The 24,102-nt window shown below is 61.5% G+C and carries 17 protein-coding genes and 1 riboswitch; of the genes, 6 read left to right on the top strand and 11 right to left on the bottom strand.

Annotation, left to right across the window (positions count from 1 at the left end):
- The first annotated feature begins 35 nt into the window (after nucleotides 1-35).
- Nucleotides 36-656 (top strand): DUF922 domain-containing Zn-dependent protease, encoded by a 621-nt coding sequence (locus GGQ66_RS10310; protein ID WP_183792148.1) that lies wholly within the window; start codon nucleotides 36-38, stop codon nucleotides 654-656.
- 72 nt (nucleotides 657-728) lie between these two features.
- On the opposite strand, the gene GGQ66_RS10305 is transcribed toward GGQ66_RS10310, so the two are convergent.
- A complete protein-coding gene (locus tag GGQ66_RS10305) occupies nucleotides 729-1,049 on the bottom strand; it encodes a 2Fe-2S iron-sulfur cluster-binding protein (RefSeq protein WP_183792146.1) in 321 nt (106 codons plus the stop codon).
- A 176-nt stretch (nucleotides 1,050-1,225) separates the two neighbouring features.
- Complete coding sequence (locus tag GGQ66_RS10300) at nucleotides 1,226-1,594, bottom strand: Hpt domain-containing protein (RefSeq protein ID WP_183792144.1); 369 nt, start codon at nucleotides 1,592-1,594, stop codon at nucleotides 1,226-1,228.
- Between the two features lie 498 nt (nucleotides 1,595-2,092).
- On the opposite strand from GGQ66_RS10300, the gene GGQ66_RS10295 reads away from it, so the two are divergent.
- Nucleotides 2,093-8,230: an apolipoprotein A-IV repeat region-like domain-containing protein gene (locus tag GGQ66_RS10295; RefSeq protein ID WP_183792142.1), complete on the top strand. Its 6,138-nt coding sequence runs from the start codon at nucleotides 2,093-2,095 to the stop codon at nucleotides 8,228-8,230.
- Between the two features lie 81 nt (nucleotides 8,231-8,311).
- On the opposite strand, the gene sugE is transcribed toward GGQ66_RS10295, so the two are convergent.
- The 5 genes from sugE to GGQ66_RS10270 form a co-directional block, all read right to left on the bottom strand.
- Nucleotides 8,312-8,632 carry a quaternary ammonium compound efflux SMR transporter SugE gene (gene sugE / locus GGQ66_RS10290; RefSeq protein WP_183792140.1) on the bottom strand — a complete coding sequence of 107 codons (321 nt, stop codon included), beginning with the start codon at nucleotides 8,630-8,632 and terminating at the stop codon, nucleotides 8,312-8,314.
- 147 nt (nucleotides 8,633-8,779) lie between these two features.
- Nucleotides 8,780-9,385 carry an ABC-type transport auxiliary lipoprotein family protein gene (locus GGQ66_RS10285; protein WP_183792138.1) on the bottom strand — a complete coding sequence of 202 codons (606 nt, stop codon included), beginning with the start codon at nucleotides 9,383-9,385 and terminating at the stop codon, nucleotides 8,780-8,782.
- Between the two features lie 18 nt (nucleotides 9,386-9,403).
- Nucleotides 9,404-10,777: an MlaD family protein gene (locus tag GGQ66_RS10280; protein ID WP_183792136.1), complete on the bottom strand. Its 1,374-nt coding sequence runs from the start codon at nucleotides 10,775-10,777 to the stop codon at nucleotides 9,404-9,406.
- Between the two features lie 16 nt (nucleotides 10,778-10,793).
- Complete coding sequence (locus tag GGQ66_RS10275) at nucleotides 10,794-11,603, bottom strand: ABC transporter ATP-binding protein (protein WP_183792135.1); 810 nt, start codon at nucleotides 11,601-11,603, stop codon at nucleotides 10,794-10,796.
- 11 nt (nucleotides 11,604-11,614) lie between these two features.
- Nucleotides 11,615-12,811 carry an ABC transporter permease gene (locus tag GGQ66_RS10270; RefSeq protein WP_183792133.1) on the bottom strand — a complete coding sequence of 399 codons (1,197 nt, stop codon included), beginning with the start codon at nucleotides 12,809-12,811 and terminating at the stop codon, nucleotides 11,615-11,617.
- Between the two features lie 96 nt (nucleotides 12,812-12,907).
- On the opposite strand from GGQ66_RS10270, the gene dgcA reads away from it, so the two are divergent.
- Nucleotides 12,908-13,891: an N-acetyl-D-Glu racemase DgcA gene (gene dgcA, locus GGQ66_RS10265; RefSeq protein WP_183792131.1), complete on the top strand. Its 984-nt coding sequence runs from the start codon at nucleotides 12,908-12,910 to the stop codon at nucleotides 13,889-13,891.
- Between the two features lie 16 nt (nucleotides 13,892-13,907).
- On the opposite strand, the gene GGQ66_RS10260 is transcribed toward dgcA, so the two are convergent.
- Nucleotides 13,908-14,723: a UDP-2,3-diacylglucosamine diphosphatase gene (locus tag GGQ66_RS10260; RefSeq protein WP_370686327.1), complete on the bottom strand. Its 816-nt coding sequence runs from the start codon at nucleotides 14,721-14,723 to the stop codon at nucleotides 13,908-13,910.
- 210 nt (nucleotides 14,724-14,933) lie between these two features.
- Here GGQ66_RS10260 and GGQ66_RS10255 point away from each other — a divergent pair, with 210 nt between their 5' ends.
- Nucleotides 14,934-17,249, top strand: a complete 2,316-nt coding sequence (locus GGQ66_RS10255) for an NADP-dependent malic enzyme (protein WP_183792127.1) — start codon at nucleotides 14,934-14,936, stop codon at nucleotides 17,247-17,249.
- Between the two features lie 47 nt (nucleotides 17,250-17,296).
- A complete protein-coding gene (locus GGQ66_RS10250) occupies nucleotides 17,297-18,406 on the top strand; it encodes a DUF2865 domain-containing protein (RefSeq protein ID WP_183792126.1) in 1,110 nt (369 codons plus the stop codon).
- 8 nt (nucleotides 18,407-18,414) lie between these two features.
- Here the strand turns inward: GGQ66_RS10250 and bluB are convergent, their stop codons facing one another.
- The 3 genes from bluB to GGQ66_RS10235 form a co-directional block, all read right to left on the bottom strand.
- Nucleotides 18,415-19,098: a 5,6-dimethylbenzimidazole synthase gene (gene bluB / locus GGQ66_RS10245; protein WP_183792124.1), complete on the bottom strand. Its 684-nt coding sequence runs from the start codon at nucleotides 19,096-19,098 to the stop codon at nucleotides 18,415-18,417.
- 42 nt (nucleotides 19,099-19,140) lie between these two features.
- Nucleotides 19,141-19,341: riboswitch (cobalamin riboswitch) on the bottom strand.
- 36 nt (nucleotides 19,342-19,377) lie between these two features.
- Nucleotides 19,378-20,148, bottom strand: a complete 771-nt coding sequence (locus GGQ66_RS10240) for an NYN domain-containing protein (protein WP_183792122.1) — start codon at nucleotides 20,146-20,148, stop codon at nucleotides 19,378-19,380.
- 154 nt (nucleotides 20,149-20,302) lie between these two features.
- Nucleotides 20,303-21,982, bottom strand: coding sequence for an NAD+ synthase (locus tag GGQ66_RS10235; RefSeq protein WP_183792120.1), 1,680 nt, complete (start codon nucleotides 21,980-21,982; stop codon nucleotides 20,303-20,305).
- A gap of 183 nt (nucleotides 21,983-22,165) precedes the next feature.
- Between GGQ66_RS10235 and GGQ66_RS10230 the strand changes: the two genes are divergently transcribed.
- A complete protein-coding gene (locus GGQ66_RS10230; protein WP_237358867.1) occupies nucleotides 22,166-24,094 on the top strand; it encodes an LTA synthase family protein in 1,929 nt (642 codons plus the stop codon).
- Nucleotides 24,095-24,102: the final 8 nt, after the last annotated feature.

The raw sequence follows: 24,102 nt of genomic DNA, 5'->3' as shown, positions 1-24,102 counted from the left end.
CAAGGTCGCCCCGAGTTCAACATGCGGACAGCAGAATGCCCCTTACCCGCTCCCTGCCATTGCTTCTGGGTCTCGGCCTTTCCCTTTTGACGGGCGCCGAGATCGCGCAGGCCGAAACAGTCGTTAACAAGTCCGTTCGCTACTACGCGGTCGGCGGAAAGACCACCGCCGAGATCGACCGCGAACTGTCGCGCCACGGGCCGATGACGAAAAGCACCGGCTCCCGCCATCCGGGGACGACCGAAATTCGATTCGGCGGCGAAATCTCCTTTGCCGACGAAGGCGGCAGATGCCGGGTGCGCGCCGTCAAGGTCATCGTCTCAACGAAGATCACCCTGCCCCGCTGGACAAACCGCAATCAGGCCAGTCGAGACATGGGGCTTTTGTGGGATACATTGGCCGCAGACATCAAGCGCCACGAGGAACGGCACGCAGAGATCGCGCGCAACCATGCCCGCACGCTGGAAGCGCGCCTGAGCGGTCTGACCTCGGCTCGCACCTGCGCCGCCCTTCAGGCGAAGGCTTCCGAAATCACGGAAAAGACCAGCGCCGAACACGATGCCGATCAGGCCCGCTTCGACCGCGTCGAGGCCGCCAATTTTCAGAAACGGCTTGGCCGACTGCTCCAGGTCCGCATCGAACGCGCCCGCAAATAGGCGTGTTGCACCCACGCACGAAAAGGCCCGGAAACCAGGTCCGGGCCGCATGCACATTGGAAAGCCCGTCGATCAGGCCTGACGTTCGGGAACGTGTACGACCAGACCGTCAAGGTCCGGCGCGATCTTGATCTGACAGGAAAGGCGCGAGGTCGGGCGCACATCGACGGCAAAGTCGAGCATATCTTCTTCCATCGGCTCAGGCTCCCCGACCTTCGCGGTCCAGGCGTCATCCACATAGACATGACAGGTCGCACAGGCGCAGGCGCCGCCGCATTCAGCCTCGATGCCCGGCACCGAATTGCGAACCGCATTCTCCATCACGGTGGAGCCATCGGCAGCGTCGATTTCGAAGCGCTGGCCGTCGAAGGCGACGATCGTCAATTTTGTCATCAGTCGATTCCCAAGAGATAGAAGTTACGAAAGGAGCGCAGTCCTTCCGTTTCATAAAGCAGGTTTGGACGGGCTGTGAAGCCTTTTTCGCCAGAAACGCGCGCCCGGCTCCGCAAACGCAAAAGGCGGCGTCCGAAGAACGCCGCCCTGCATCATATCAATCCGTAAAACGGACCTTAGCGGCTGAGCTTCAGGATGAAGTTCTCGGCTTCGAGCACGGCGGCAGCGAGTGCCGCGGTCGTTGCGGCGTCACCGGCGTTTTCTTCCAGTTCACCGGCAAGCTTGGCGACCGTGAAGGCGCCAACGGCGCTGGCGGCACCACGCAGGCGGTGTGCAGCAGCCTTGACGCCCTTGGGGTCAGCGCTGGCAAGCTCCTGAAGGGACGTGCGGGCCTGCTTGGCGAAAAGCTGAAGCACATCGGCTTCGAGGTTCTTGTCACCGGCAGTCTGCGCCGCCAGATGAACGAGATCGATCGGGCGAGAATGAGAGGGCCGCGCGCTGCGCGAGTTATCCGGGGCATCGAAGGCGATATTAAGCGCTGCCATGTTCCTGTTCCTGCGGTTATTGTTATTGCGCGATCTTGCGATGAGCAAATGCTGCCAAACGGCGCTCGCTATTCCGTTAAATTCAGGCGCAAAGACGGCAAAAACCCTAAAAGATGGTTAATATTCGCTAAACATTGAAGAGTACTCGACTTTTGGACGAAAGCGTCCCTAAAAATCTGTTAACAACGGATTGGCCCCGAGGCGGAAAAGGCCGCGTCGATTGTGTCAGAACCCCTTCTGTGTCACTACGATACGACTGGGAATTTTATGATGGCAACAGAGCGTTCGGCTGAAATGGCGCATTATGAAGCGCTGTTACATCGCACCGGGCGATGCGCCGCCTTCCAGTGAATGACGGCCTTTCCCCGCTCATGTATCATGTATACGGCTGGGGCGGGCCAATAGGCCGAAACGGACGCCGCCGGGCAGGCAAATGCGGCATAAGCCCGACGGAAAATCCGGATCGAATGAAGTGAGTTAGTGACGAGGCGTACTCATATGGCAGACAGGAAATACGGCGATTCGATTGATCACGCCGCCTACCAGGCCCTCGAAGAGGCCCTGAAGATGGAAGTTTCCGAACCGTCGGACCGTTCGAACGCCAGAAATGCATCCACTGCCCCGGAGGCAAACGTGTCAGACACATCAAAGCAGCCATCCCGCAGTCGTGCCAGGGAACAGGAAGGCGCCCGCGCCGCTTCGGCAGAATCGGCAGCGCGCAATCCTTCGCTGGAAGCTGCCAACGATGCCAGCAAGCGTGCGCCGGCGGCGATACTTCGGTCACTTGAAACCGGATCGATGCGCTCGGCGTTGCGCAACGCCGCCCTCGTGTCCTTCTTCTGGTGCATCGGCGGCCTTGGCCTCGCCCAGATCCTGCTCGGCTCGGATATGTGGCAGGCGCCGGCCGGAGGCTCGGCTCTCGCGCAGCCCGGTCTGATCGCCGTCCTCGTCGGCATTCTCGTCCCGATCCTGCTCTTCTTCGCCTTCTTCATCATGATGGCCCGTGCCCACGACCTGCGCAACGCGGCCCGCTCCATGGCGGAAGTGGCGCTTCGTCTCGTCGAGCCGGAAACGGTTGCCTCCGAACGGATCATGACCGTCGGTCAGGCTGTGCGCCGCGAGGTTTCCGCCCTCAACGAAGGCATCGAGCGCACCATCGCCCGCGCCACGGAACTCGAAACGCTCGTGCATTCCGAAGTGAATGCGCTGGAGCGCAGCTACGCCGACAATGAACTGCGGGTGCGCGGCCTCGTCCATGAACTCGGTTCCGAACGCGAAGCCATCGTCAACCACGCCGAGCGCATCCGCTCGACCATCGTCGGCGCGAATGACCAGCTCAAGGAAGACCTGTCCCTCGCAACCGAGGAAATCGCCATTCGTCTGGCGACCTCGGGTGAGGCTTTCGCTTCGCTCATCGATACCCGCGCCGCCGCACTCATGGAACAGTCGAACACCGCCGTCGACACGTTCGGTTCGCTTCTGGCCGCCAAGACCGATTCACTGCTGCAGACGCTGACCGCTTCCGGCGTCGCCCTGACCACCGAGTTCGACGAGCGTCTGAACGTGCTGAACGACGTGCTTTCGACGCGCGGCGAAGAGCTACTCTCGCAGTTCGAAACGCGCGCATCCTCGCTCGATACCAACACGGAAAAGCTCAACGCCGCGCTGAACGAGCGCGCCCGCCAGCTCAACGAAACCCTGCTGACCCGCACCCGCGAAATCAGCGAGGTCCTTTCAGGCGGCGAGCAGACCGTTTCCTCCGCGCTGGAAACGACGCTTTCGCGCCTCAACGAAACGCTTGATGCCAAGGCGACCGGTTTCCGCCAGACGCTGCAATCGGCCGCCGATGACGCCATCATGGATCTCGACCTACGTTCGGGCTTCTTCGATGAGCGCCTTCAGGCAACCGTCGGCCAGATCTCGACCACCTTCGATGAGCGCGTCGCCGAATTCACTGACGCCTTCGACAAGCGCGCCGGCTCTCTGGACGTCAAGCTGGCCGAAAGCCTCGCCCGCATCGACGACACGCTGTCGGGCGGCTCCAACGCCATCGACGGCATCCTGAACTCGTCCATCGAGCGCCTCGGTTCGACGCTGACAGACCAGTCCTTCGCCTTCTCGACCGCGCTCGGCACGGGCCAGGAGCTGCTTGAATCGGCCATCGACGCCCGCTCGCGCGAATTCTCCGACGCCATCAATGCCCGCACCGAAGCCCTGACGGAAGCCTTCGCCACCGCCCACGAAAAGGTTGGCGCCGTGATGGACGAACGTGGCAATTCGCTGCTTGGCGCGCTGGCGGAAAACCATGTGCGCTTCGAGGAAAGCCTGTATGGCCGCTCGAACGAGATCACCTCGTCGGTCATGGCCGGCCAGCAGCGCCTTGCCGAAACGCTCGATGAAAAGGCGGCCATCATTGCCCGCACGATGATCGACGGTCAGGAGCGCTTCGAATCCAGCCTCGACCAGCGCAGTAGCGCCCTGCTGGAAGCTTCCGCCGAAGCCGAGCGTCGTCTCGACACCGCCCTCTCCAGCAAGACGGCTGCCATCGAAGCCGCCTATGCCGATAACCAGGCGAAGCTGGAAGAAGCTCTCGACCGCAGCGCCGAAAACCTGTCCGGCGTTCTCGCCGGCGGCGGTGCCCATATCGAAATTCTCGTGGGCGGCGGTGCTGAACGCATCGAGGCCGCCCTTCTGGCCAGCACCGACCAGATCGGCACTCGCCTGAACGACACTGCCCTTCAGCTTGAGACATCGCTGTCCATGGGGCAGGACATGATCTCGGAAACGCTGTCCGGAAACGCCGCACGCATTGAACAGAGCCTTGCTGCCGCCCATCAGCAGATGCAGTCCAGCTTCGAGCAGCGCACCGGCCAGATCGAAAGCAGCCTTCTTTCGACCGCCGCACGCGTAGACGATGCTCTTGCTGCCGGTCAGGATCGCCTTGCCTCGACGCTGGACGAACGTTCCGCCCGGTTGGAAAGCAACCTGCTGTCCACTGCGGAGCGCATCGACACCGCGTTCGTCAATGGTCAGGACCGCATCGCTTCCACGCTGGACGAGCGTTCTGCACGCCTGGAAAGCAATCTTCTGTCCACCGCGGAGCGCATCGACCTGACGCTGAGCAATGGTCAGGACCGCATTGCATCGGCGTTGGATGACCGCTCGTCCCAGCTTGAAAGCAGTCTTTCTACGGCAGCCGAACGCATCGACTCTGCCCTCGGTTCTGCCCATGAGCGCATTCGCAACACCGTCGAAGAACGGGCTGGTCTCATCCAGACCGGCCTCCACGGCGTCGCCGATCGCATTGGCACGGCGCTGGGCGTCGGCCACGAGATCATCCGCAACGCCGTCGACGAACGCGCCGGTCAGGTCGAAGCCGCCCTTGCCGCCAACGCCGAGCGGGTCGAGCGCGCCTTCGAGGACGGGCATGAGCGCCTCAAGGAAGCCGTTGCCGGCAGCGCCGAGCGTATTTCCTCCACGCTGCGCGATGAGTGGAGCCATTTCGACACCCTGCTGACCGAGCAGGCGACTTCGATCGGCGCCACGCTGGCCACCAGCACCGGCATGCTGGAAATCTCGCTCGACGAGCGCGAGGAATCCCTCCGCCACACCATCGACAGCAGCGCCACCGCTCTGGATGAGCGTCTGCGTCGCAGCGTCGGCGAGATCGCCAACAAGATCGGCGCCGCCGCAACCGAGATCGACCGCTCGACCGATTTCCTCGCCAATCGCGTCGAACAGACCGTTGGCGGCATGTCAGAGCGCCTCCACGATACCACGGGTCGTATCGAAGCCTCCATCGGCTCGCTCGAAACCCGCCTTCGGGACGATCTTCAGGACGTTTCCACGCTGGTCGACAGCACCAGCCGCAAGCTTGCCGACGCCCTGACCGAAAAGGTCCAGGAACTCGACCGTACCGGGTCAGAAGTGACCGAGCGCATTGCATCGGCCATCGAGGACAAGGTCAGCAGCCTTAATCTCACCGGCGGCATTCTGGCAGCCAGCATCAGCGATACGCTGGAAGAAGGCACGGCCAAGATCGAGGAACGCCTTGGCACCATGGACCGTGCCCTCAATGCCGGTCTGGACAATGTCAACCGCACCATCGAGGGCAAGGCCGTTACGCTCGCCTCCACGCTCCGCGAGACGATCACGCAGGCTGCCCGCGAAATGGACGAGGAAGCCCAGCGCACGGTCGATACGCTCGGACGCAGCGCGACCGAGTATTCCGAGCGCCTGGAAAGCCGCAGCAACGACTTCATCAGCGCGCTCGAGGCGCGCGAGGCTGAACTGTCGGGCCGGATTGTCGAGACACAGAGCCTGCTCGGCGAAAAGGCCATCGAGATCACCAGTCAGGTCGTCTCGGCCGGCGACGCTCTCGTTGCCCGCGTCGGCAGCGCGGAGGCTTCCGTCGCCAGCCAGATCGCCGAAATCTCGGGCACGCTGGCCGATGCCGAACGCAAGCTGGAAGAGCGCGGTCGCACAGTGCGTGGCGCTCTCGCCGAAACGAGCAGCGAGATCGCCTCGACGCTCGATCAGGTCGACCGCGCCCTCGCCGCCCGCGGCAATGCCATCCGCGCCACGCTGGATGAACGCAGCCGTGACCTCAACTCGATGCTTGCAGGCCGCTCCAGCGAGCTGTCGCGCCTCATCGATGAGAAGGCCCGACCGCTGGTCGAGGAATATGCCGAGACCGGGCGCGCCGCCGCAGAAAAGATTGCGGCCGCCGCTGCCGAAAGCGCCGGCAAGCTGACTTCTGCTGCCGCCGAAAGCGTCGAGAAGCTGAACGCCGCGACGACCGAAAGCACGGACCTTCTGCGCAACGAAAACACGGCGCTCATCGAAGCGATCTCGGCCCGCACCAGTGAAACGCTGACCGCTATCAGCGCCCGAACGGAGAAGGCCGCCAACATCATCGGCGCCGTCGAAAATTCGCTCGCCGGCAGCGTGGACAGCCTCATCGACCGTCTGGCCGAGAGCAATTCGGCGCTCGCATCGGTGGTCGAGAAAGCCACCCGCGAACTTTCCGACGTCGATCGCCAGCTTGGTGAAACCGGTTCGCATTTCGCCGAGACAGCCACCCGCGCCACCGAGGCTTTGCAGACCTCGAGCCGTCTCGTGGACGACGGCATCGAACGCCTTTCGCAGGTCGCTGGCAACACGCTTTCGCAGGTCGGCGGCATCGTCGGCAGCTTCGAGAACCACTCCAAGGTGCTGGGTCAGGCTTCCGATCTTCTCGCGGCCGCCCAGTCCAATCTGGTCGGCACGCTGGAAGAGCGGCAGGAAGCCCTGCGCGCCCTCTCCATCGGCCTCGTCAAGCGCTCGGAAGAGATCGAGAACACGATGCGCGGCCTCGGCGATATGGTCGAGAGCGCTCTGGAGCGCGCCGACAACCGTGCAGGCCAGATGACCGGCAACCTGCGCCAGGGAATCCAGAACGCGTTCGCCGATATCGGCAAGGTTCTTTCCCATACCGAACAGCGCGCCCAGGCAACGGCGGAAACCATGCGTTCGACGTTGCTCAGCGCAGGTGAGGAAACAACCCGCGCCGTCGAGCAGACCCTGTCGCTCGCCGAAAAGCGTTCCGGCGAACTGGCCGGCAACCTGCGCACCGGCCTCTCCTCATCCCTCAGCGATGTTGATCGCCTGTTGACCGAAGCCGGTCGCAAGTCGGACGCCACGGCGGAACACATGCGCCAGGCAGTGCGTCAGGCAGTGGAAGATGCCGTTGGTCGCTTCGGCGGCGCAACGGAGGAAATCCGCCGCTCGGCCCACGACATCCGCAAGGAACTGGATGTCACCCGTGCGGAACTGAAGCGTGGTGCCTTCGACCTGCCTGAAGAAGCCAAGGAAAACGCTGCCGCCATGCGCCGCGCCGTCAGCGAACAGATCCGCGCCCTGCAGGACCTGTCGCAGCTCGTGGGCAAGTCTACCCGCCAGTTCGAGGTGTCGGAACCGGCACCCCGCGCAGCGGCGCCAGCGCCCGCCCCCGTTGTGGAGCGTCCCGTCGTCGCACAGCGTCCGCAGCCGCAGCCGCAGCAGACTGCCGTTCCTGCTCGGGCTGAAACCATGCCGGCATTGCGCGGCACGCTGTCAGCCGAGCGCCCCACGGTTGCCGCACCGGCCCGTCCGGCCACACGTGAGGACTATCCAGCCAATAGCGGCTGGATCAGCGATCTGCTGCGCGGCGCTTCCCGCGACGAGGCCGAGCATGCACCCGTTGCCCAGCCGCAGGTTAAGCGTGCGCCCGAGCCTGCTCCGGCTGCCCGGGCCGACCAGCGCAATCCGCGCCACATGGTCGAGTCGCTGAATTCGCTGTCGGTCGATATCGCCCGCGCCATCGATCACGATACTTCGGTCGAGCTGTGGCGCCGCTATCAGCGCGGTGAGCGGGATGTCTTCACCCGTCGCCTCTACACCCTGAAAGGTCAGCAGACCTTCGACGAAATCAAGCGCAAGTATGAGCGTGAGCCGGAGTTCCGCTCCGCCGTGGATCGCTACATCGCCGATTTCGAAAAGTTGCTGACAGACGTTGCCCGCACCGATCGTGACCGCACGGCAACCCAGTCCTACCTGACCTCTGACACCGGTAAGGTCTACACGATGCTGGCGCACGCCGCAGGTCGCCTCGGCTGATTGGATCGCAATCAATGCAGAACAAAAAGGGCCGCTCCTTTGGAGCGGCCCTTTTATATTGGTGGGTGAAATCCGGCTGGTTCAGGCTTCCGGCAGAAGCCGAAGACCGATGATGCCGATGATGATGAGACCGATGCAGGCGAGGCGCGCGGGGCTGGAGGATTCACCGAAGAAGATGATGCCCATGATGACGGTGCCAACCGTGCCGATCCCTGTCCAGATGCCGTAGGCCATGCCCACCGGCAAGGTCTTCACCGCCTGCCCCAGAAGATAGACGCTGATGGCAATAAGCACCGCTGTTATGATGCTCGGCAACGGTTTGGTGAAGCCGTCCGAATATTTCATGCCCAGCGCCCAGAAGATTTCAAGCAGCCCGGCCCCAATCAACATCAACCAGTTCATAGATAACCTCAGGAAAATTAAATTCACAAAATTCAATTTCCTGTGTCACCTGTTTCCCGATGCGACGCAAGCCCCAAGATGGGCGGACATGCATCAATGACGACGCCGGAACGCGCCCTGGTCTATAGATGAAGTGTTGGGAAACGCTCAGAGCGAGCGAAGCGTCCAGTCGACGATATCGGCACTGACGCGCGAGAAGGCGCGGTCGAGCGCCTTGACATAGGCGCGGTTCTCGCCACCGGAAACCGGTTCGCTGGCGCTAAAGCTCTTCTGCGTCTTTACCGTGCCGTTGCGATCATTGAGGATCTTCACGGAAATTTCGACATTCGCCGCACGGGTACCGCTGCTGACGATCTCGAAGGCGCGGATGTCGCTTACGAGCTGGTAATCGATGGCAAGTCCCTGCCCCGGCTTGCCGACACCGCCCAGCTTGCCGGAATTCTCGAAGGCCTCGACCAGCTTCGATTGCACCATGCGCGGCAGTCGGTCGCTCCACTGCGCCTTGGAAAGATACTGGATTTCCGTACCCGAAACGCGCACGAGGATGGAGTCGCTATCGAGCGCCTTGAGCGCCGTCGGTTCCGGGACAAGAAGCTGGCGATTGCGTACCATCGGCCCATCGGCGCGTGCTGAAGCCGCGAGATCGAAGGTGTCATTGGTGGCCGTGGAAGAACAGGACGCGAGCCCAAGACCCAGCACCAACGCAAGCACTGGAGACAGACCAAACGTCCAACGCATCGAACTCTTACGCATTATCCAGCCATCCCCTGATCAACGCCGCGCACGGCCGTCATATTGCTTGACTGTTTCACCGCCGAACAGAAGCCGTTGCGGATTCTTGTCGAAATTGCTCACCGTCGCATCCAGATTCTGCATGGTGCGGCGCGTATCGGTGATCAGCGACTGCAAATCACGCAATCCCGGACCCGAGAAGCGGCTGATATTGGCGGCGATCGGACCGATCTGGGCGTTCAGATTGTCGGCCATGGCCTTGAAGGACTGCAACGTATCGCGCGCCTGCACCATCACCGACTGCGAATCGTCCGACCCCAGCAAGCCGTCAACCTTGGCCAGAATGCCATCCACACGGTTGGAAGCGGCGTTCAGCTTGTTGGACATCTCGGTGAAATTCGCAATCGCCTTGTCGATATCCTGCCGGCGACCGCCAATATCGTCGGTCACGCTGCGCACGGATTTCATCGCTTCGCGAACATCGCTAGCGGCAGTGGAAATATTGTCCACCGTCGTGCCGATCTTGCCGGAATCGACGGCAGCGACCATTGCATCGACCCGCTGCAGAGTCTTGCCGGCGCCTGTACCGAAAGCTTCGAAGCTCTGCGCCGTGCGGCGGAAGCTTGCCACCGTATCGGGAAGCTCACCGGAAACCTTGGCAATATCCTGGCTCACCTTGTCGATGTTGACGAGAATGCTGTCGACCTTCTTGCCGTCGACCGATTTCGCTAGATCTTCAATGGCCTTCAACGTCGAATCCAGACGGCCTGAAATGCCGGTAATGGTCGTGGAAAGAGCGCTCACACCCTCCAGAAACCGGTCGATCCCGTCCGCGTTGTCGCTGAGCGCCTGCGAAAAGGTCTGGGCATTCTTCACTGTCTGCGTCAGCGGCTCGCGTGCATCGGCGACAAAGGACTGAATCTGGCCAATGGCATCGTCAGCGCGCTTCAGAATCTTGTCGGCCGTATCGAGCAGGTTGGTTACACTCGAAAGATCGGCATAAAGCTCGGCCGGCTTGCCCTGATCCATCGCCTCGCCCAGAATATTCTTGCCTTCCGGGTCACGGTTGGCGGAAAGCTCGATATAGGCAGCGCCCGTCAGGCCCTGGATTTCAAGAACGGCGCGGGTGTTGGCATAGACTGGTGCATCGGCCTGCACTTCCGTCAACGCCACGGAAAAGCGGGGATTACCGCGGTCGATGGAAAGACCGCGTACCGTGCCGACGGGAATGCCGTTGAAGCGTACCGGCGAGCCGACGGAAAGACCGTTGGCCGAACCTGGAATGCGGATCAGGAGTTGCGCCACCGGCCCGCCGCGACCGAACTGCGACATCCAGTAGACGAAACCGAACGCGGCAATGACAACCAGCAGCGTGAAAAAGCCGACAACGGCGTAATTGGCTTTTGTTTCCATGGTCCGCTCTACTCCGTCATTCTACTGCGTTTCCGACGGAAACGGACCGCGCACGCTTGCCCCGGAAATAGGATTGAACCCATGGATCGTCAAACGCGAACATATCTTCAAGAGTCCCCTCTACCAATACCCGCTTCTTTCCCAGCACCGCAATACGGTCACAGACGGAAAACAGGCTGTCGAGATCGTGCGTGACCATATAGACCGTCAGGCCGAGCGTATCGCGCAGCCGGGCGATGAGATTGTCGAACTCCGCCGCCCCGATGGGGTCGAGGCCGGAGGTCGGTTCGTCAAGAAACACGAGATCGGGATCGAGCGCCAATGCGCGCGCCAGGGCCGCACGCTTGATCATGCCGCCTGAAAGTTCGGATGGGTATTTATTGCCAGCATCGGCATCGAGACCCACCATGTCGATCTTGAGATAGGCGAGCTCATCCATCAGCTTCTGCGGCAGGTCGAGATATTCACGCATCGGAAGCTGGATGTTCTCCTTCACGGTCAGCGAGGAAAACAGCGCGCCGTGCTGGAACAGAACGCCGAGCCGCGTATCGAGTTCCATGCGCTTGGCCTCGTTCACGGCATCATAATCGGAACCAAGAATGTGGATCTTGCCCTCCCGCTTCGGCAAAAGCCGCAGAACGGTTCGCATCAGCACGGATTTACCGGCACCGGAAGCTCCGACGAAACCGAGAATCTCGCCACGATAGACATCGAGATCCAGATGATCGAGTACGAGCTTTTCGCCGAAGCCGACGGTGAGACCACGCACGGACAGCACCGCTTCGCGCGTAGAAGGGGAAGGCCGGGGTGAGATGTTCTCCTGCATGTCCCTCCCCCTCAGAAATCGATGGCTGCGTAGAACATGGCGAAAAGCCCGTCCATCAGGATCACGACGAAGATCGATTTCACGACGGAGGCCGTAACCTGCCGTCCGAGCGATTCGGCGCTGCCGCCCACTTTCATGCCTTCCACCGCCGCCACGATGCCGATCACCAGGGCCATGAACGGCGCCTTGATCATGCCCGATGCGATGGTGGAAACGTCGATAGCCTGATTTAGCCGCGACAGGAAAACCTCGAACGTGATGCCGGAATAGACCGATGCGATCACGGCCGCCCCGAAAAGTGCCGCGAAATTGGCGAGGATCGTCAGAAGCGGCAGTGCCACGGTGAGCGCGACGAGACGCGGGAAGATCAACACGCCGATGGGGTTGAGGCCGATAACCTTCAGCGCATCCACCTCCTCGCGCATCTTCATCGAGCCGATTTCGGCAGTAATGGCCGAACCGGAGCGACCGGCGATCATGATCGCGGTCAACAGCACGCCGATTTCACGCAATTGCAGAATGCCGACGAGATCGACCACGAAAACCTCGGCGCCGAAATAGCGGAGCTGGAAAGCTCCCTGCTGCGCAATGATTGCGCCGATGAGGAACGACATCAGCAGGATGATCGGCACCGCCCTGACGCCCATATGGTCGATCTGATTGACGATGGCCGCAGGAGACAGGCCGGAATTGCGCCCGAGCTTGAGCTGCGCACCCTGCACCGCCGAGCCGAGAATGTTCAGCGCTGCAACGCCGTCTCCCGCAAGGTCCATCACCGCACGGCCCACCGGTGCAAAAACCCTTTCGAACAGCGAGACAGGCGTCGTCTTGTTGGGCGGTGGTCCCGGAATATGATCCGGCAGGGCTTGAATGAGGTCCTGCATGCCGTGATGTCCGCCCGAAAGGCGTGTGGTGACGCCCTGCCGTGTGGCCTCGATCATCATCCGGCGAATGAGCCAGGCACCGGTCGTGTCGATATGCGTCACATCGTCGAGAACGAATTCAACCGGTGACTTGCCGGGGTTCTGGCAGAAATCGCCGACATCACCCATAACCGCAGGCACAGTGTCGTTGCGCCAGTCGCCCGTCAGGACAAGGCGGCGCTCGGAACCGTCGCCCTTATGCACATGCTCAAGGGCAGCGGCGCGGCGATCATTGTTTTCGGCGGACTTCAATTCGCTTGCATCTTTCAAGGCTTGCGGCAACATCCCGACTCGACTCGTGCGGACGGTCAGTTTGCCACCGCAAGTGCAAGTAAAATAGGGCAATATCCTGATTGTCCAACATTCGCTGAAAGTATCTCCATGTCGCGTCACCTCGAAGCCACAATCGAAAGCTTTCCCATCGCCGGCGGCTTCACCATTTCACGCGGAACAAAGACCGAGGCACTGGTTGTGACCTGCCGTATCACCGATGGCACAGCCATCGGTCTCGGCGAATGCGTGCCCTACGCGCGCTATGGCGAAACGCTGGACGGCGTTCTGGCCGACATTGTTGCCATCGCCCCGGCGATCGCCGCTGGCATGACCCGCGAAACCCTGCAAGGCGCAATGAAGCCGGGTGCCGCGCGCAACGCAGTCGATTGCGCCCTCTGGGACCTGGAAGCCAAACTGTCCGGCACGACGGTTGCAGGCCACATTCTCACAAGCCCGCCGAAGCCGCTCATTACCGCCTACACGATATCGCTGGGCGAACCCGGGACGATGGCGGCTAAGGCGGCAGAAAACGCCCATCGACCTCTCCTCAAGGTCAAGGTCGGTACCGGCGATGATGAAAGTCGCATCCGGGCCGTCTGCGCCGCTGCACCGAAAAGCACGATTATCCTCGACGCCAATGAAGGCTGGCCGGTTGATCAGCTTGCCCGCCACATCGGCATATCGGCGGAATGCGGCGTGGCGCTGGTGGAACAGCCCCTCCCTGCCGGGCAGGACGCGGCATTGGCCGACGTGGAGCACAAGGTTGTGATCTGTGCGGATGAAAGCGTGCATACCGGCGGTGATCTTGCGGCCCTGCGCAACCGTTACGATGCGATCAACATCAAGCTCGACAAGACCGGTGGACTGACGGAAGCGCTGACTATGAAGCGCGACGCACAGGCGCTCGGCTTCAGGATCATGGTGGGCTGCATGGTCGGCTCATCGCTGGCCATGGCGCCGGCCATGTTGCTGGCGCAGGATGCGGATTTCGTCGATCTCGACGGTCCGCTTCTGCTCGCCCGCGACCGTGAGCCCGGCCTTGCCTATGAGGGTTCGCTCGCCTTCCCGCCTGCTCCGGCGCTCTGGGGGTAGGCGATCGAAAAGCGGATCAAGCGGCCTGCATATCCGCCTCACGCTTGAAGTCCAGAACACTGGCGCTTTCCGGCCTATCCTTGTCCGTCGTCAGCGGCACGAGCCAGGTGATAAGTTCGAGGCGACCATCGGCATGTTCGGCAATCGCCGTACAGCTTTCCACCCAGTCACCGGTGTTGACGTAGTGGATGCCGTCGAGGTCTTCCATCACCGCATGGTGAATGTGACCGCAGATCACGCCATCGACACCCGCGCGACGGGCCTCTTCGGCCACCACATGCTGGAAAGCACCGATAAAATTAACGGCCTTCTTGACCTTGAGTTTCGCCCAGGAGGAGAACGACCAGTATGGCAGGCCGAGATGACGGCGAATGCTGGCAAGCACTACATTGATGGCGATGGCCGTGTCATAGGCCCAATCGCCGAGATAGGCGATCAGACGGGCGTTATGGACGACGACGTCGAACTGATCGCCATGCAGCACAAGATATTTGCGGCCATCGGCCATTTCATGAACGATACGGTCGGCCACTTCGATGCCACCAAAGTGCATGCCGGGGAAATCACGCAGAAACTCATCGTGGTTACCGGGAATGTAGACGATGCGCGTACCCTTGCGCGCCTTGCGCAGAAGCTTCTGCACCACGTCGTTGCAGCCCTGCGGCCAGTGCCAACTGCGCTTCAACCGCCAGCCATCGACGATATCGCCGACCAGAATGACCGTCTCGGCCTCATGATGACGAAGAAAATCCAGAAGAAGGTCGGTCTGTGCTGCTTTCGAGCCGAGATGCACATCCGAAATGAACAGTGTTCTGAATTTCCGGGGTTCCATGCTAGCGTTTGCGGACATCATCATCCTATCGATCTCTCATCTCTCTTCTTGTCATCTGAAAAACAGAGTCCTGTTGCAGCATGATGACAGCGGACAAACGCACGGTCGTTTGACGCTTTCCGCACATCCCCCCTTTTCAATTCAATCGGTTGATGTATGCAGGTCGAAGATAAAGTGAGACGAATGTCTAAGGTCCGGAGGTGAGTTGCGATGACCGACGAGCAGAAAAATATGTCCGAGGAAGACAAGGCCCGACTGGATCTGGATCAGCAGGCCTTGTTTTTCCACCGTTATCCTCGCCCCGGCAAGCTTGAAATCCAGGCCACCAAGCCACTCGGCAACCAGCGCGATCTGGCGCTCGCCTATTCGCCCGGCGTTGCCGCCCCCTGCCTTGAGATTCGCGACAATCCCGATACCGCCGTCGATTACACTGCGCGCGGCAACCTCGTCGGCGTGGTTTCAAACGGTACCGCCGTTCTCGGCCTCGGCAATATCGGCCCGCTGGCCTCGAAGCCGGTGATGGAAGGCAAGGCCGTTCTCTTCAAGAAGTTTGCCGGGATCGATGTGTTCGACATCGAGATCGACGCGCCGGGCGTCGATGACATGGTGTCGACCATCTCCGCTCTGGAGCCCACCTTCGGCGGCATCAACCTTGAGGACATCAAGGCCCCGGAATGTTTCGAGGTTGAGCGCCGACTGCGCGAGAAAATGAACATCCCGGTCTTCCACGACGACCAGCACGGCACAGCCATCATCGTCGCCGCCGCCATCATCAACGGCCTGGAACTGGCCGGCAAGAAACTGGAAGCGGTAAAGATCGTCGCCTCCGGCGCAGGCGCTGCTGCGCTTGCCTGCCTCAATCTGCTTGTTGCCCTTGGCGCCCGGCGCGAGAACATCTGGGTCCACGACATCGAGGGGCTCGTCTACAAGGGCCGTGAAGTCCTCATGGACCCGTGGAAATCGGTCTATGCGCAGGAAAGCGACAAGCGCAAGCTGGATGAATCCATCGGTGGCGCCGATGTCTTCCTCGGCCTTTCCGCCGCCGGCGTTCTGAAGCCGGAATTGCTGAAGCAGATGGCCGAAAAGCCGCTCATCATGGCGCTGGCCAACCCGACGCCCGAGATCATGCCTGATCTCGCCCGTGCCGAGCGCCCGGACGCGATGATCTGCACCGGCCGGTCGGACTTCCCGAACCAGGTGAACAACGTTCTCTGCTTCCCCTACATCTTCCGCGGGGCACTGGACTGCGGTGCGACGACCATCAACGAAGAAATGAAGATGGCGACGGTGAAGGCCATTGCCGCCCTCGCCCGTGAGGAAGTGAACGAGGCCGCCGCCAAGGCGCGCGGCGGTGAAGCCCTCGTTTTCGGCCCGAACTACCTCATCCCTTCGCCGTTCGATCAGCGCCTGATGCTGCGCATTGCACCCGCCGTTGCCAAGGCGGCAGCGGAGACGGGCGTTGCCTTGCGCCCGATTGCCGATTTCGACGCCTATGTCGAACAGTTGAGCCGCTTCGTTTATCGCTCGGGCTTCATCATGAAGCCGATCTTCAATGCCGCCAAGGCTTCGCCGCGCAAGCGCGTGATCTTCGCGGAAGGTGAGGACGAACGCGTTCTGCGTGCCGCCCAGTTCCTGCTGGAAGACAACACCGCCATCCCGATCCTCATCGGCCGCCCGCAGATCATCGAGGCGCGCCTCAAGCGTTACGGTCTGCGCATTCGTCCGGATAAGGATTTCGCCGTGGTGAACCCCGAGGACGATCCGCGTTTCCGTGAATATGTGGACGAATATTTCGCCTGTGTAGGCCGCCTGGGCATCAATCCCGAAGGCGCCAAGACCATGGTGCGTACCAACAACACCGTCATCGGCGCGCTCGCCGTGCGTCTTGATCATGCCGACGCGCTGATCTGTGGCGTTGAAGGCCGCTATGACCGCCACCTGCGTGACGTTAGCCAGATCATCGGCAAAAAGCCCGGCGTACACGCTTTCTCGGGCCTCAGCCTGCTGATCTCGCAGCGCGGGGCCATCTTCTTTGCCGATACATTCATCACCCACGATCCGACACCGGAGGAAGTGGCGGAAACGGCGGTTCTTGCCGCGCGCGCCATCCAGCGCTTCGGCATCACACCGCGGGTGGCGCTGGTCAGCCATTCCAATTTCGGCTCGCGTGACAGCGCCAGCGCCCGCAAGATGCGCGCCGCCCTTCAACTCGTGCAGGACCAGATGCCGGATCTGGAAATCGACGGTGAAATGCAGGGTGGTTCAGCGCTGAATGAAGCATTGCGCAAGCGCGCCATGCCGAACAGCACGCTGAGCGGCGAAGCCAACCTGCTGGTCTTCCCGAACCTCGATGCCGCCAACATCTCGCTTGGTCTGACGCGCACCATGATGGACGCCCTGCATGTGGGCCCGATCATGCTCGGCGCACGCCTGCCGGCTCATATCCTGTCCTCCACCGTCACCTCGCGTGGCGTGGTGAACATGGCGGCACTGGCCGTCGCGGAAGCCTCGCAGATCGAACGCTGAACAGAACCTGTCCCGTGTGGGATATTAACGATAGCGGACGGCTGTGCTTGGCACTGGCCGTCCGTTTCTTTATGGTTCGCGTCCAGAAAGGCCGTGACTTCGTGGCACGCGCCTCGCCCTTTCCACCGGATATCGAGCCCATGCGCGCCAGACTTCTGATTGCCGCCCTGCTGCCCGTTTTCTCCATCAGCGCACCGCTTACAGCGCACGCCGCAATCTGCGAAAGCCTGCGTGCGCAATTGAACCAGCTTCCGGAAATCAGCGGCAACACGGCGGAAGTTCGCCGCTATGCCAATGCGCTGGCGCATCAGAACCTCAATATCCGCAAGGTCCGCAACGATCTCCAGCGTTATGGCTGCTCCACCGGTTCCTTCACCGTCATCGGCGGGCGCAATCAGGAAGCCTGCGACCAGTTGCAGTCCTCACTCGCCGATATGGAAGCGAACCGGCGTTACCTGGAAACCGAGCGCGATGCCGTCAAGAACACGGTTTCCACCGGCTCGGGCGAACGCCGGCGCATTCTGGCCGCCCTGCAGGAGAACGGGTGCGATGGCACCGTGCGGGAAGCCTCCTTCGTTACACCCTCGCCGCTGGAAAAAGACGAGAGCGCCTTCTTCACCCGTATTCCTTCGCCCGGCAATGTCGGCCAGCTTCGCACCATGTGCGTCCGCACCTGCGACGGCTCTTTCTTCCCGATTTCATCGAATGCCTCGACCGACGACTTCCAGCGGGACGCCGCCATTTGCAACAATATGTGCCCCGGCGCCGAAACGAAGCTCTACTATCACTCGCTGACCGACAGCGAGAGCGCGGACATGGTCTCGGCCACGACGGGCGAGCCGTATCGGGCTCTGCCAAGCGCGTTCGCCTACCGTAACCGCCTGCCCGGCGAAAAACCCGTCTGCGGTTGCGGCGCTGGCAGCGCGTTCACGGAAGAAGCCGATCCAGACAGCACGGCTTCCGCCAGCAAGGACCTGCGCCCCGCCCTCAAGGACACGCCTAAGCCGGTTCAGAGCCCCGTTGCCGAAGCCGCCGCAACCACCGTTCCCGATCGGCCCTATGAGCCGGAAAAGAACAAGGTCCGCGTCGTTGGCCCGCAATTCGAGCCGAGCAGTACCGGAAACCTCAACCTCGGCAACGGCTCGCAGGTTCGGTAAGGGCGTTTTCAACGCGCCTCCCAACGCTCCTCGAAAACGAGATCGGCAAGATCGAGACGCTGGCGCCAGCCTTTAACAGCCAGTTCCGGCTCCTGATAAAGGCTGTCGACGAAACCAACGCAAAGCAGTGCGACAATCTCGATATGCGGCGGAATACCGAGAATACCCCGCACATCCTCATCGCGGAAAATACTGACCCAACCGACGCCGACACCCTCGGCGCGCGCGGCCAGCCAGAAGTTCTGCACCGCGCAAACCGTTGAGTAGACGTCCATCCGCGGATTGTGCGTGCGCCCCAGAACAACGGCGCCGCCGCGTGTCGGATCACACGTCACACAGACCACCAGCGGCGCCTTGCGCAGGCCCTCGAGCTTCAGGCTGCGATAGAGTGCGCGACGTTCCGGCGCAAACATCGCCTCCGCCTCGCCATTCGCCTCTTCGAAGGCAGTTCGCAGCCGTTCCCGCCGCTCCGCATCGCGGATCAGGATAAAGTTCCACGGCTGCATGAACCCAACAGACGGCGCCGCATGGGCCGCTGCCAGCAGGCGGTTCACCAGCGGGCTCGGCAGGGAATCGGGCAGGAACTGGTCACGCACATCGCGACGCGTCTCTATCGCCCGGTAGACCGCCGCCCGCTCGTCATCGGAAAAGGGACCGGCATGCGAAAGCGCATGCGGATTATCTGGCTGCATCGTCAAACCCCACAATGCAAACCTTTGCCGCCGTCCACGCGGGTCAGGCCATCTCGCCAGGCCGGTCTTCTGACTGGGTTTCATCTGCCTGCCGCTGCCTTCCCGGCCAGAATGGCCAGTGGCTTCAAACGGATCGCTCCGCGCGACAGGCATCCACCTTCACAGCGTTGGGCACGTTCCGGATTTACGCCGGATTCCCGATTCTCCCGCCAAACAGCGGGCACCTGACGCGCCCGATATAGTCACATCAACCGGCGCGATGCAAGCAGTGAGGCGTTTTCAAGCATCGACAACGCGCAATACACTGGCGCTAGCGGATTTTTCCTTGAGCCGAATATAGCCGCCCGTTTTGGTCTCGAAACGTGGATGCGCCGCGAAGACCTTGCCCAGGGTCGATGCACCGTAATCCTGCCATTCGAAACCGGGAAATTTCTTGCGGATTGCACTGCCAACTCCGCCGCCATGGAACCAACCCTGCGCATCGGCGATCAATTCGGCCCGCACGGCTTCGAATATCATGAGAAGATCGCGTTTGGGTGCTGGCGGTGCGGCCGGCTTTGGTAATGCAGCCGGTTCGAGTTCGGCCAAGGGCGGCGGCGCGATGACGGCAAGTTTTGCCTTCTCCACGCTCAGCACGTGAAACCGGTCGCACGCCTCACGGAGAACCACATTCGCCTTGTCCGTGCCAATCCCCACGACCGTCTTTCCCGCACGGCGCAGGCGAATTGCCAGCGGAACGAAATCACGGTCTCCGGAAACGATGCAGAACCCCTGATACTCAGCCACCCACAACAGGTCCATGGCATCGATGGTCAGCAACATATCCGCGCTGTTCTTGCTGCCGGGCTTGCCGGCGGTCTGGTTGAGGCGCAAACCGTATTGCGCGGCGCAATCACGCCAGCCCTGCATGGCGGGATTGGAGAAATCTCCATAGACCCGCGCCTCGGCAAGCCCACCGCCGGTCAAGCCCATGATTTCATCCGCATATCGGGCGGGAACGTTCTCCCCGTCAATCAGCAGAACGGAAACAGCGATATTTTCGGACATCATGTCGAACTCCCGAGGCATCGGACCGAAAAGTGGAATTCGGTTTTCGGTTATTCCGACGCTGCATCAATCATATTGAGTTCGTCATAATGCACCCGCAAAGCGCGCATTCAAGCGCCGCCTCAAAACAACCTGAAGCAGTGGTTAATCCACGATTTCAGCGATCCCTGAACCGGTTGGTGATCGGGTAGCGGCGGTCGCGGCCGAAGTTCTTCTTCGTGATCTTCACGCCCGGTGCTGATTGACGGCGCTTGTATTCGGCGAGGTAGAGCAGGTGCTCTATGCGATGCACGGTCGCGAGATCATGGCCGCGCTTGACGATGTCTTCCACCGCCATCTCGCCCTCCACCAGGCATTCCAGAATGTCATCGAGTACCGGATAGGGCGGCAGCGAATCCTGGTCCGTCTGGTTGGGCCGCAGTTCGGCAGAGGGCGCCTTGGCAATGATGTTCTTCGGAATGACCTCGCCGGAAGGGCCGAGCGCACCCGGCGGAACATGGCTGTTGCGCCACGCCGAGATCGCATAGACCTGCATCTTGTAGAGGTCCTTGATCGGGTTGAAGCCGCCATTCATGTCGCCGTAAAGCGTGGCATAACCCACCGACATTTCCGACTTGTTGCCGGTCGTGACCACCATCGAGCCGAACTTGTTGGAGATGGCCATCAGGATGGTGCCGCGCGCGCGGCTCTGGAGGTTTTCCTCCGTGATGCCCTCATCCGTACCTTCGAAGAGATCGGCCAGTGCGGAAGAGAAACCCTCGACCGGCTCGGCAATCGGCACGATGTCATAATGGCAACCGAGCGCTTTCGCGCAATCGGCGGCGTCCTTCAGCGATTCCTCGGAAGTGTAGCGATAGGGCAGCATCACGGTGCGCACCCGCTCTTCGCCCAGCGCATCGACGGCCAGCGCCGCACAGATCGCGGAGTCGATGCCGCCGGAAAGACCGAGCACGACGTTACGGAAGCCGTTCTTGTTCACATAATCGCGGAAGCCCAGCATACAGGCGCGGTAATCGGCCTCCTCGCCTTCGGGGATACGCGACATGACGCCCGGTTCGCAGCGCCAACCATCGGCGCGGCGGTTCCATTCCGTGACGTAAAGCGCGGTTTCAAACTGGCTCATCTGGAAAGCCAGTGTCTTGTCTGCATTGAAGGCAAAGCTTGCGCCGTCGAACACCAGTTCGTCCTGCCCTCCCACCTGATTGGCGAAGACCAGCGGCAGGCCGCTTTCGATCACTTGCCGCAGGGCCACCTGATGGCGCACATCCAGCTTGCCGCGATAATAGGGCGAACCGTTCGGCACGAGCAGGATGTTCGCACCGGCCTCCGCCAGCGTCTCGCAGATACCGAGATCGTTCCAGATTTCCTCGCAGATCGGAATGCCGATCCGCACGCCCCGGAAATTGTAAGGCCCGGAAATCGTGCCTTCGGTGAACACGCGCTTCTCATCGAACTCGCCGTAGTTCGGCAGGTCTACCTTGTCACGCAGCGCGATGATCTTGCCGCCATCCAGAACGGCGACAGAATTATGCCGGCCCGCCTCGCCCTGCCTCGGGAAACCGATAATGACCCCCGGTCCGCCATCGGCCGTATCCGCCGCAAGGCTTTCGACAGCCTTCAGGCAGGCGGACAGGAAGGCCGGCTTGCACACCAGATCCTCCGGCGGATAGCCGGAAATGAACAGTTCCGTGAACAGGACGAGGTCCGCCCCCTGATGGGCTGCGTCCGCCCGAATTTCGCGGGCTTTGGCGAGGTTGCCGGCAATGTCGCCAACCGTCGGATTGTACTGCGCGATCGCAATCCGCAGCGTCTGGGGAGAAGTCTGTTCGTTGCTCATGTCCTTCGTTTAGCGCGAGGCCGGTTTCTCCGCAACGGGGCTTGCGCGCGAACCCGGCTGGGCTTTGCACCAGTTTTCTATCGCACTTGCGAAAATGTGTAGCGACAAGGGGTTCATTTCGGGTTCATGACAGTTATGTGACATTTCCAACCCAATTCGATTCATGCAGTGCGGGAGAAACCTATGTCTGAAAACAGACCAGCCTTTTCGGTCGCTGTCGGACGCCCCCTCTCACTGACCTTCCTTCGACAGGCTGTTTACGGTCTGGCGGGACGGCTGGCGTTCCCCTATGGCCTGCCGCTGATGTTCGCCTTTGCCGCCGTGCTGGCCATGGAAGGCGCCAATCGTCTGGGCGTGACCGATGTCGGTCTGTTTCTCACCGCCGCCGACCGACCGGGCCCGACCGCCGTCATGGTGGTGTTCCTGCTGTTTCTCGCCGCCGATGCGCTGTTCGGGCGGCTGTTCCTGTCGCTGCTGACGGTTCTCCCGCCGCTGCTGCTCCTCGCCTTCGTCTCCGGCCAGAAGCGCATCTATCTCGCTGACCCGCTTTACCCCGCCGATCTGCCCTACGGTGCGCGGCAGGTGTTCGAACTGCTGCCGGCCATGGTGGAAGCCCGGCCCGTCGCGGCCATGGGTATGGCCGTGGGCGTCGTTGCACTCCTGGGTGCGCTGGTATTCGCCTGGCTGTGGTTACGCCCTCGCCTGCCGGAACTGACCACGAAAGCCCGCCTCGTTCGCCTAGGCATCGCCCTGCCGCTGCTCGCCGGCTTCGCCTCGATCATGGATTACCGCGAACAGTCGTGGACGCGAGACCGGCTTGGCATCATACCGATCGTCTGGGATCAGGCGGAAAACTATCGCCATAACGGCTTCCTGCTCGCCTTTGCGCTCAACCTACCCATGGCCTCCATCGCCTCACCCGTCGGCTATGGTGCAGAAGCCATCGACGCCATTCCGGCCCGCATGCCCGCCATCGCCGGCAAGAGCAGCGGTAAGCCGGATGTCATCATGGTGATGAGTGAATCCCTGTGGGACCCGACGCGATTGAACAATGTCACGCTTTCGCCCGATCCGATGGCCTGGATGCGGACCAAGCAATCCGGCAACGTGTTCTCGCCCGAATTCGGCGGCATGACCGCGAATGTGGAATTTGAAGCGTTGACGGGCTTCTCCAATGCCTTCCTGCCGGCAGGCTCCATTCCATACCAGCAATATATTCGCAGTTCCACGCCTTCGCTCGCCACATTCTTCCGCGGTGAAGGCTATACGACGCTGGCGCTCCACCCCTTCCAGGGCTGGTTCTGGAACCGCGACGCCGTTTACAATCACCTCGGCTTCCAGGCATTTCTGTCGGAAGAAAACCTGCCGCACTTCTCCAAGCGCGGCATCTTCGCCGCCGATCAGGATTTCACCGAGGAAATGATGCGGCAGGCCGATGGTCTCGACCGGCCGTTCTTCATGTTCGCCGTCACGCTGCAGGGTCACGGACCCTATGAGCCGAACCGCTATGTCCGCAACACGGTTTCGGTCGATGGGCCGCTGTCGAATGCAGCGCATGCAACGGTCTCGACCTATGCGCAGGGTGTCCGCGAGGCGGATGAAAGCCTGCGCAAGCTGATGGAATGGGCCAAGCGCCGCCAGCGCGAAACCATCATCGTGTTCTTTGGTGACCACCTGCCGGCCCTCGGGCCCGCTTTCGTGGAATCCGGCACCATGCCGAGTGAGGTTCCCGGCCGCAACGCTTCGCCGGAGGTGCTCAAGACCGGCCGCGAAACACCGCTGATCCTATGGTCGTCCCGCGCGGGTGTGAAGAAGGCCGGCACCGTCAGCCCTGCCTTCCTGCCCTATTTCACGCTGAAGATGGCCGGTTTCGAGCATCCCTACTACACCGGCGTTCTCGGCGACGCCCACGAGAAATACGCCGCCATCGACCGCCACATGCTGCTGAAGCGCGACGGCACGCCCGTCGTGGACTGGAGCCGCAACGGTCAGGAAGATGCCAGCATCAACAACATACGCCTGCTGCAATACGACATGATGTTCGGCAAGAATTTCGGCCTCGAACGTTTCTTCCCGGAGCAGGTTCGTCTCGGCGAAGAAGCCGGAAGCTGAACCGGAAC

The sequence above is a fragment of the Allorhizobium borbori genome (genome assembly GCF_014196535.1).
Classification (GTDB): Bacteria; Pseudomonadota; Alphaproteobacteria; order Rhizobiales; family Rhizobiaceae; genus Ectorhizobium; species Ectorhizobium borbori.
This window is presented reverse-complemented; position numbering and strand designations above follow the sequence as displayed.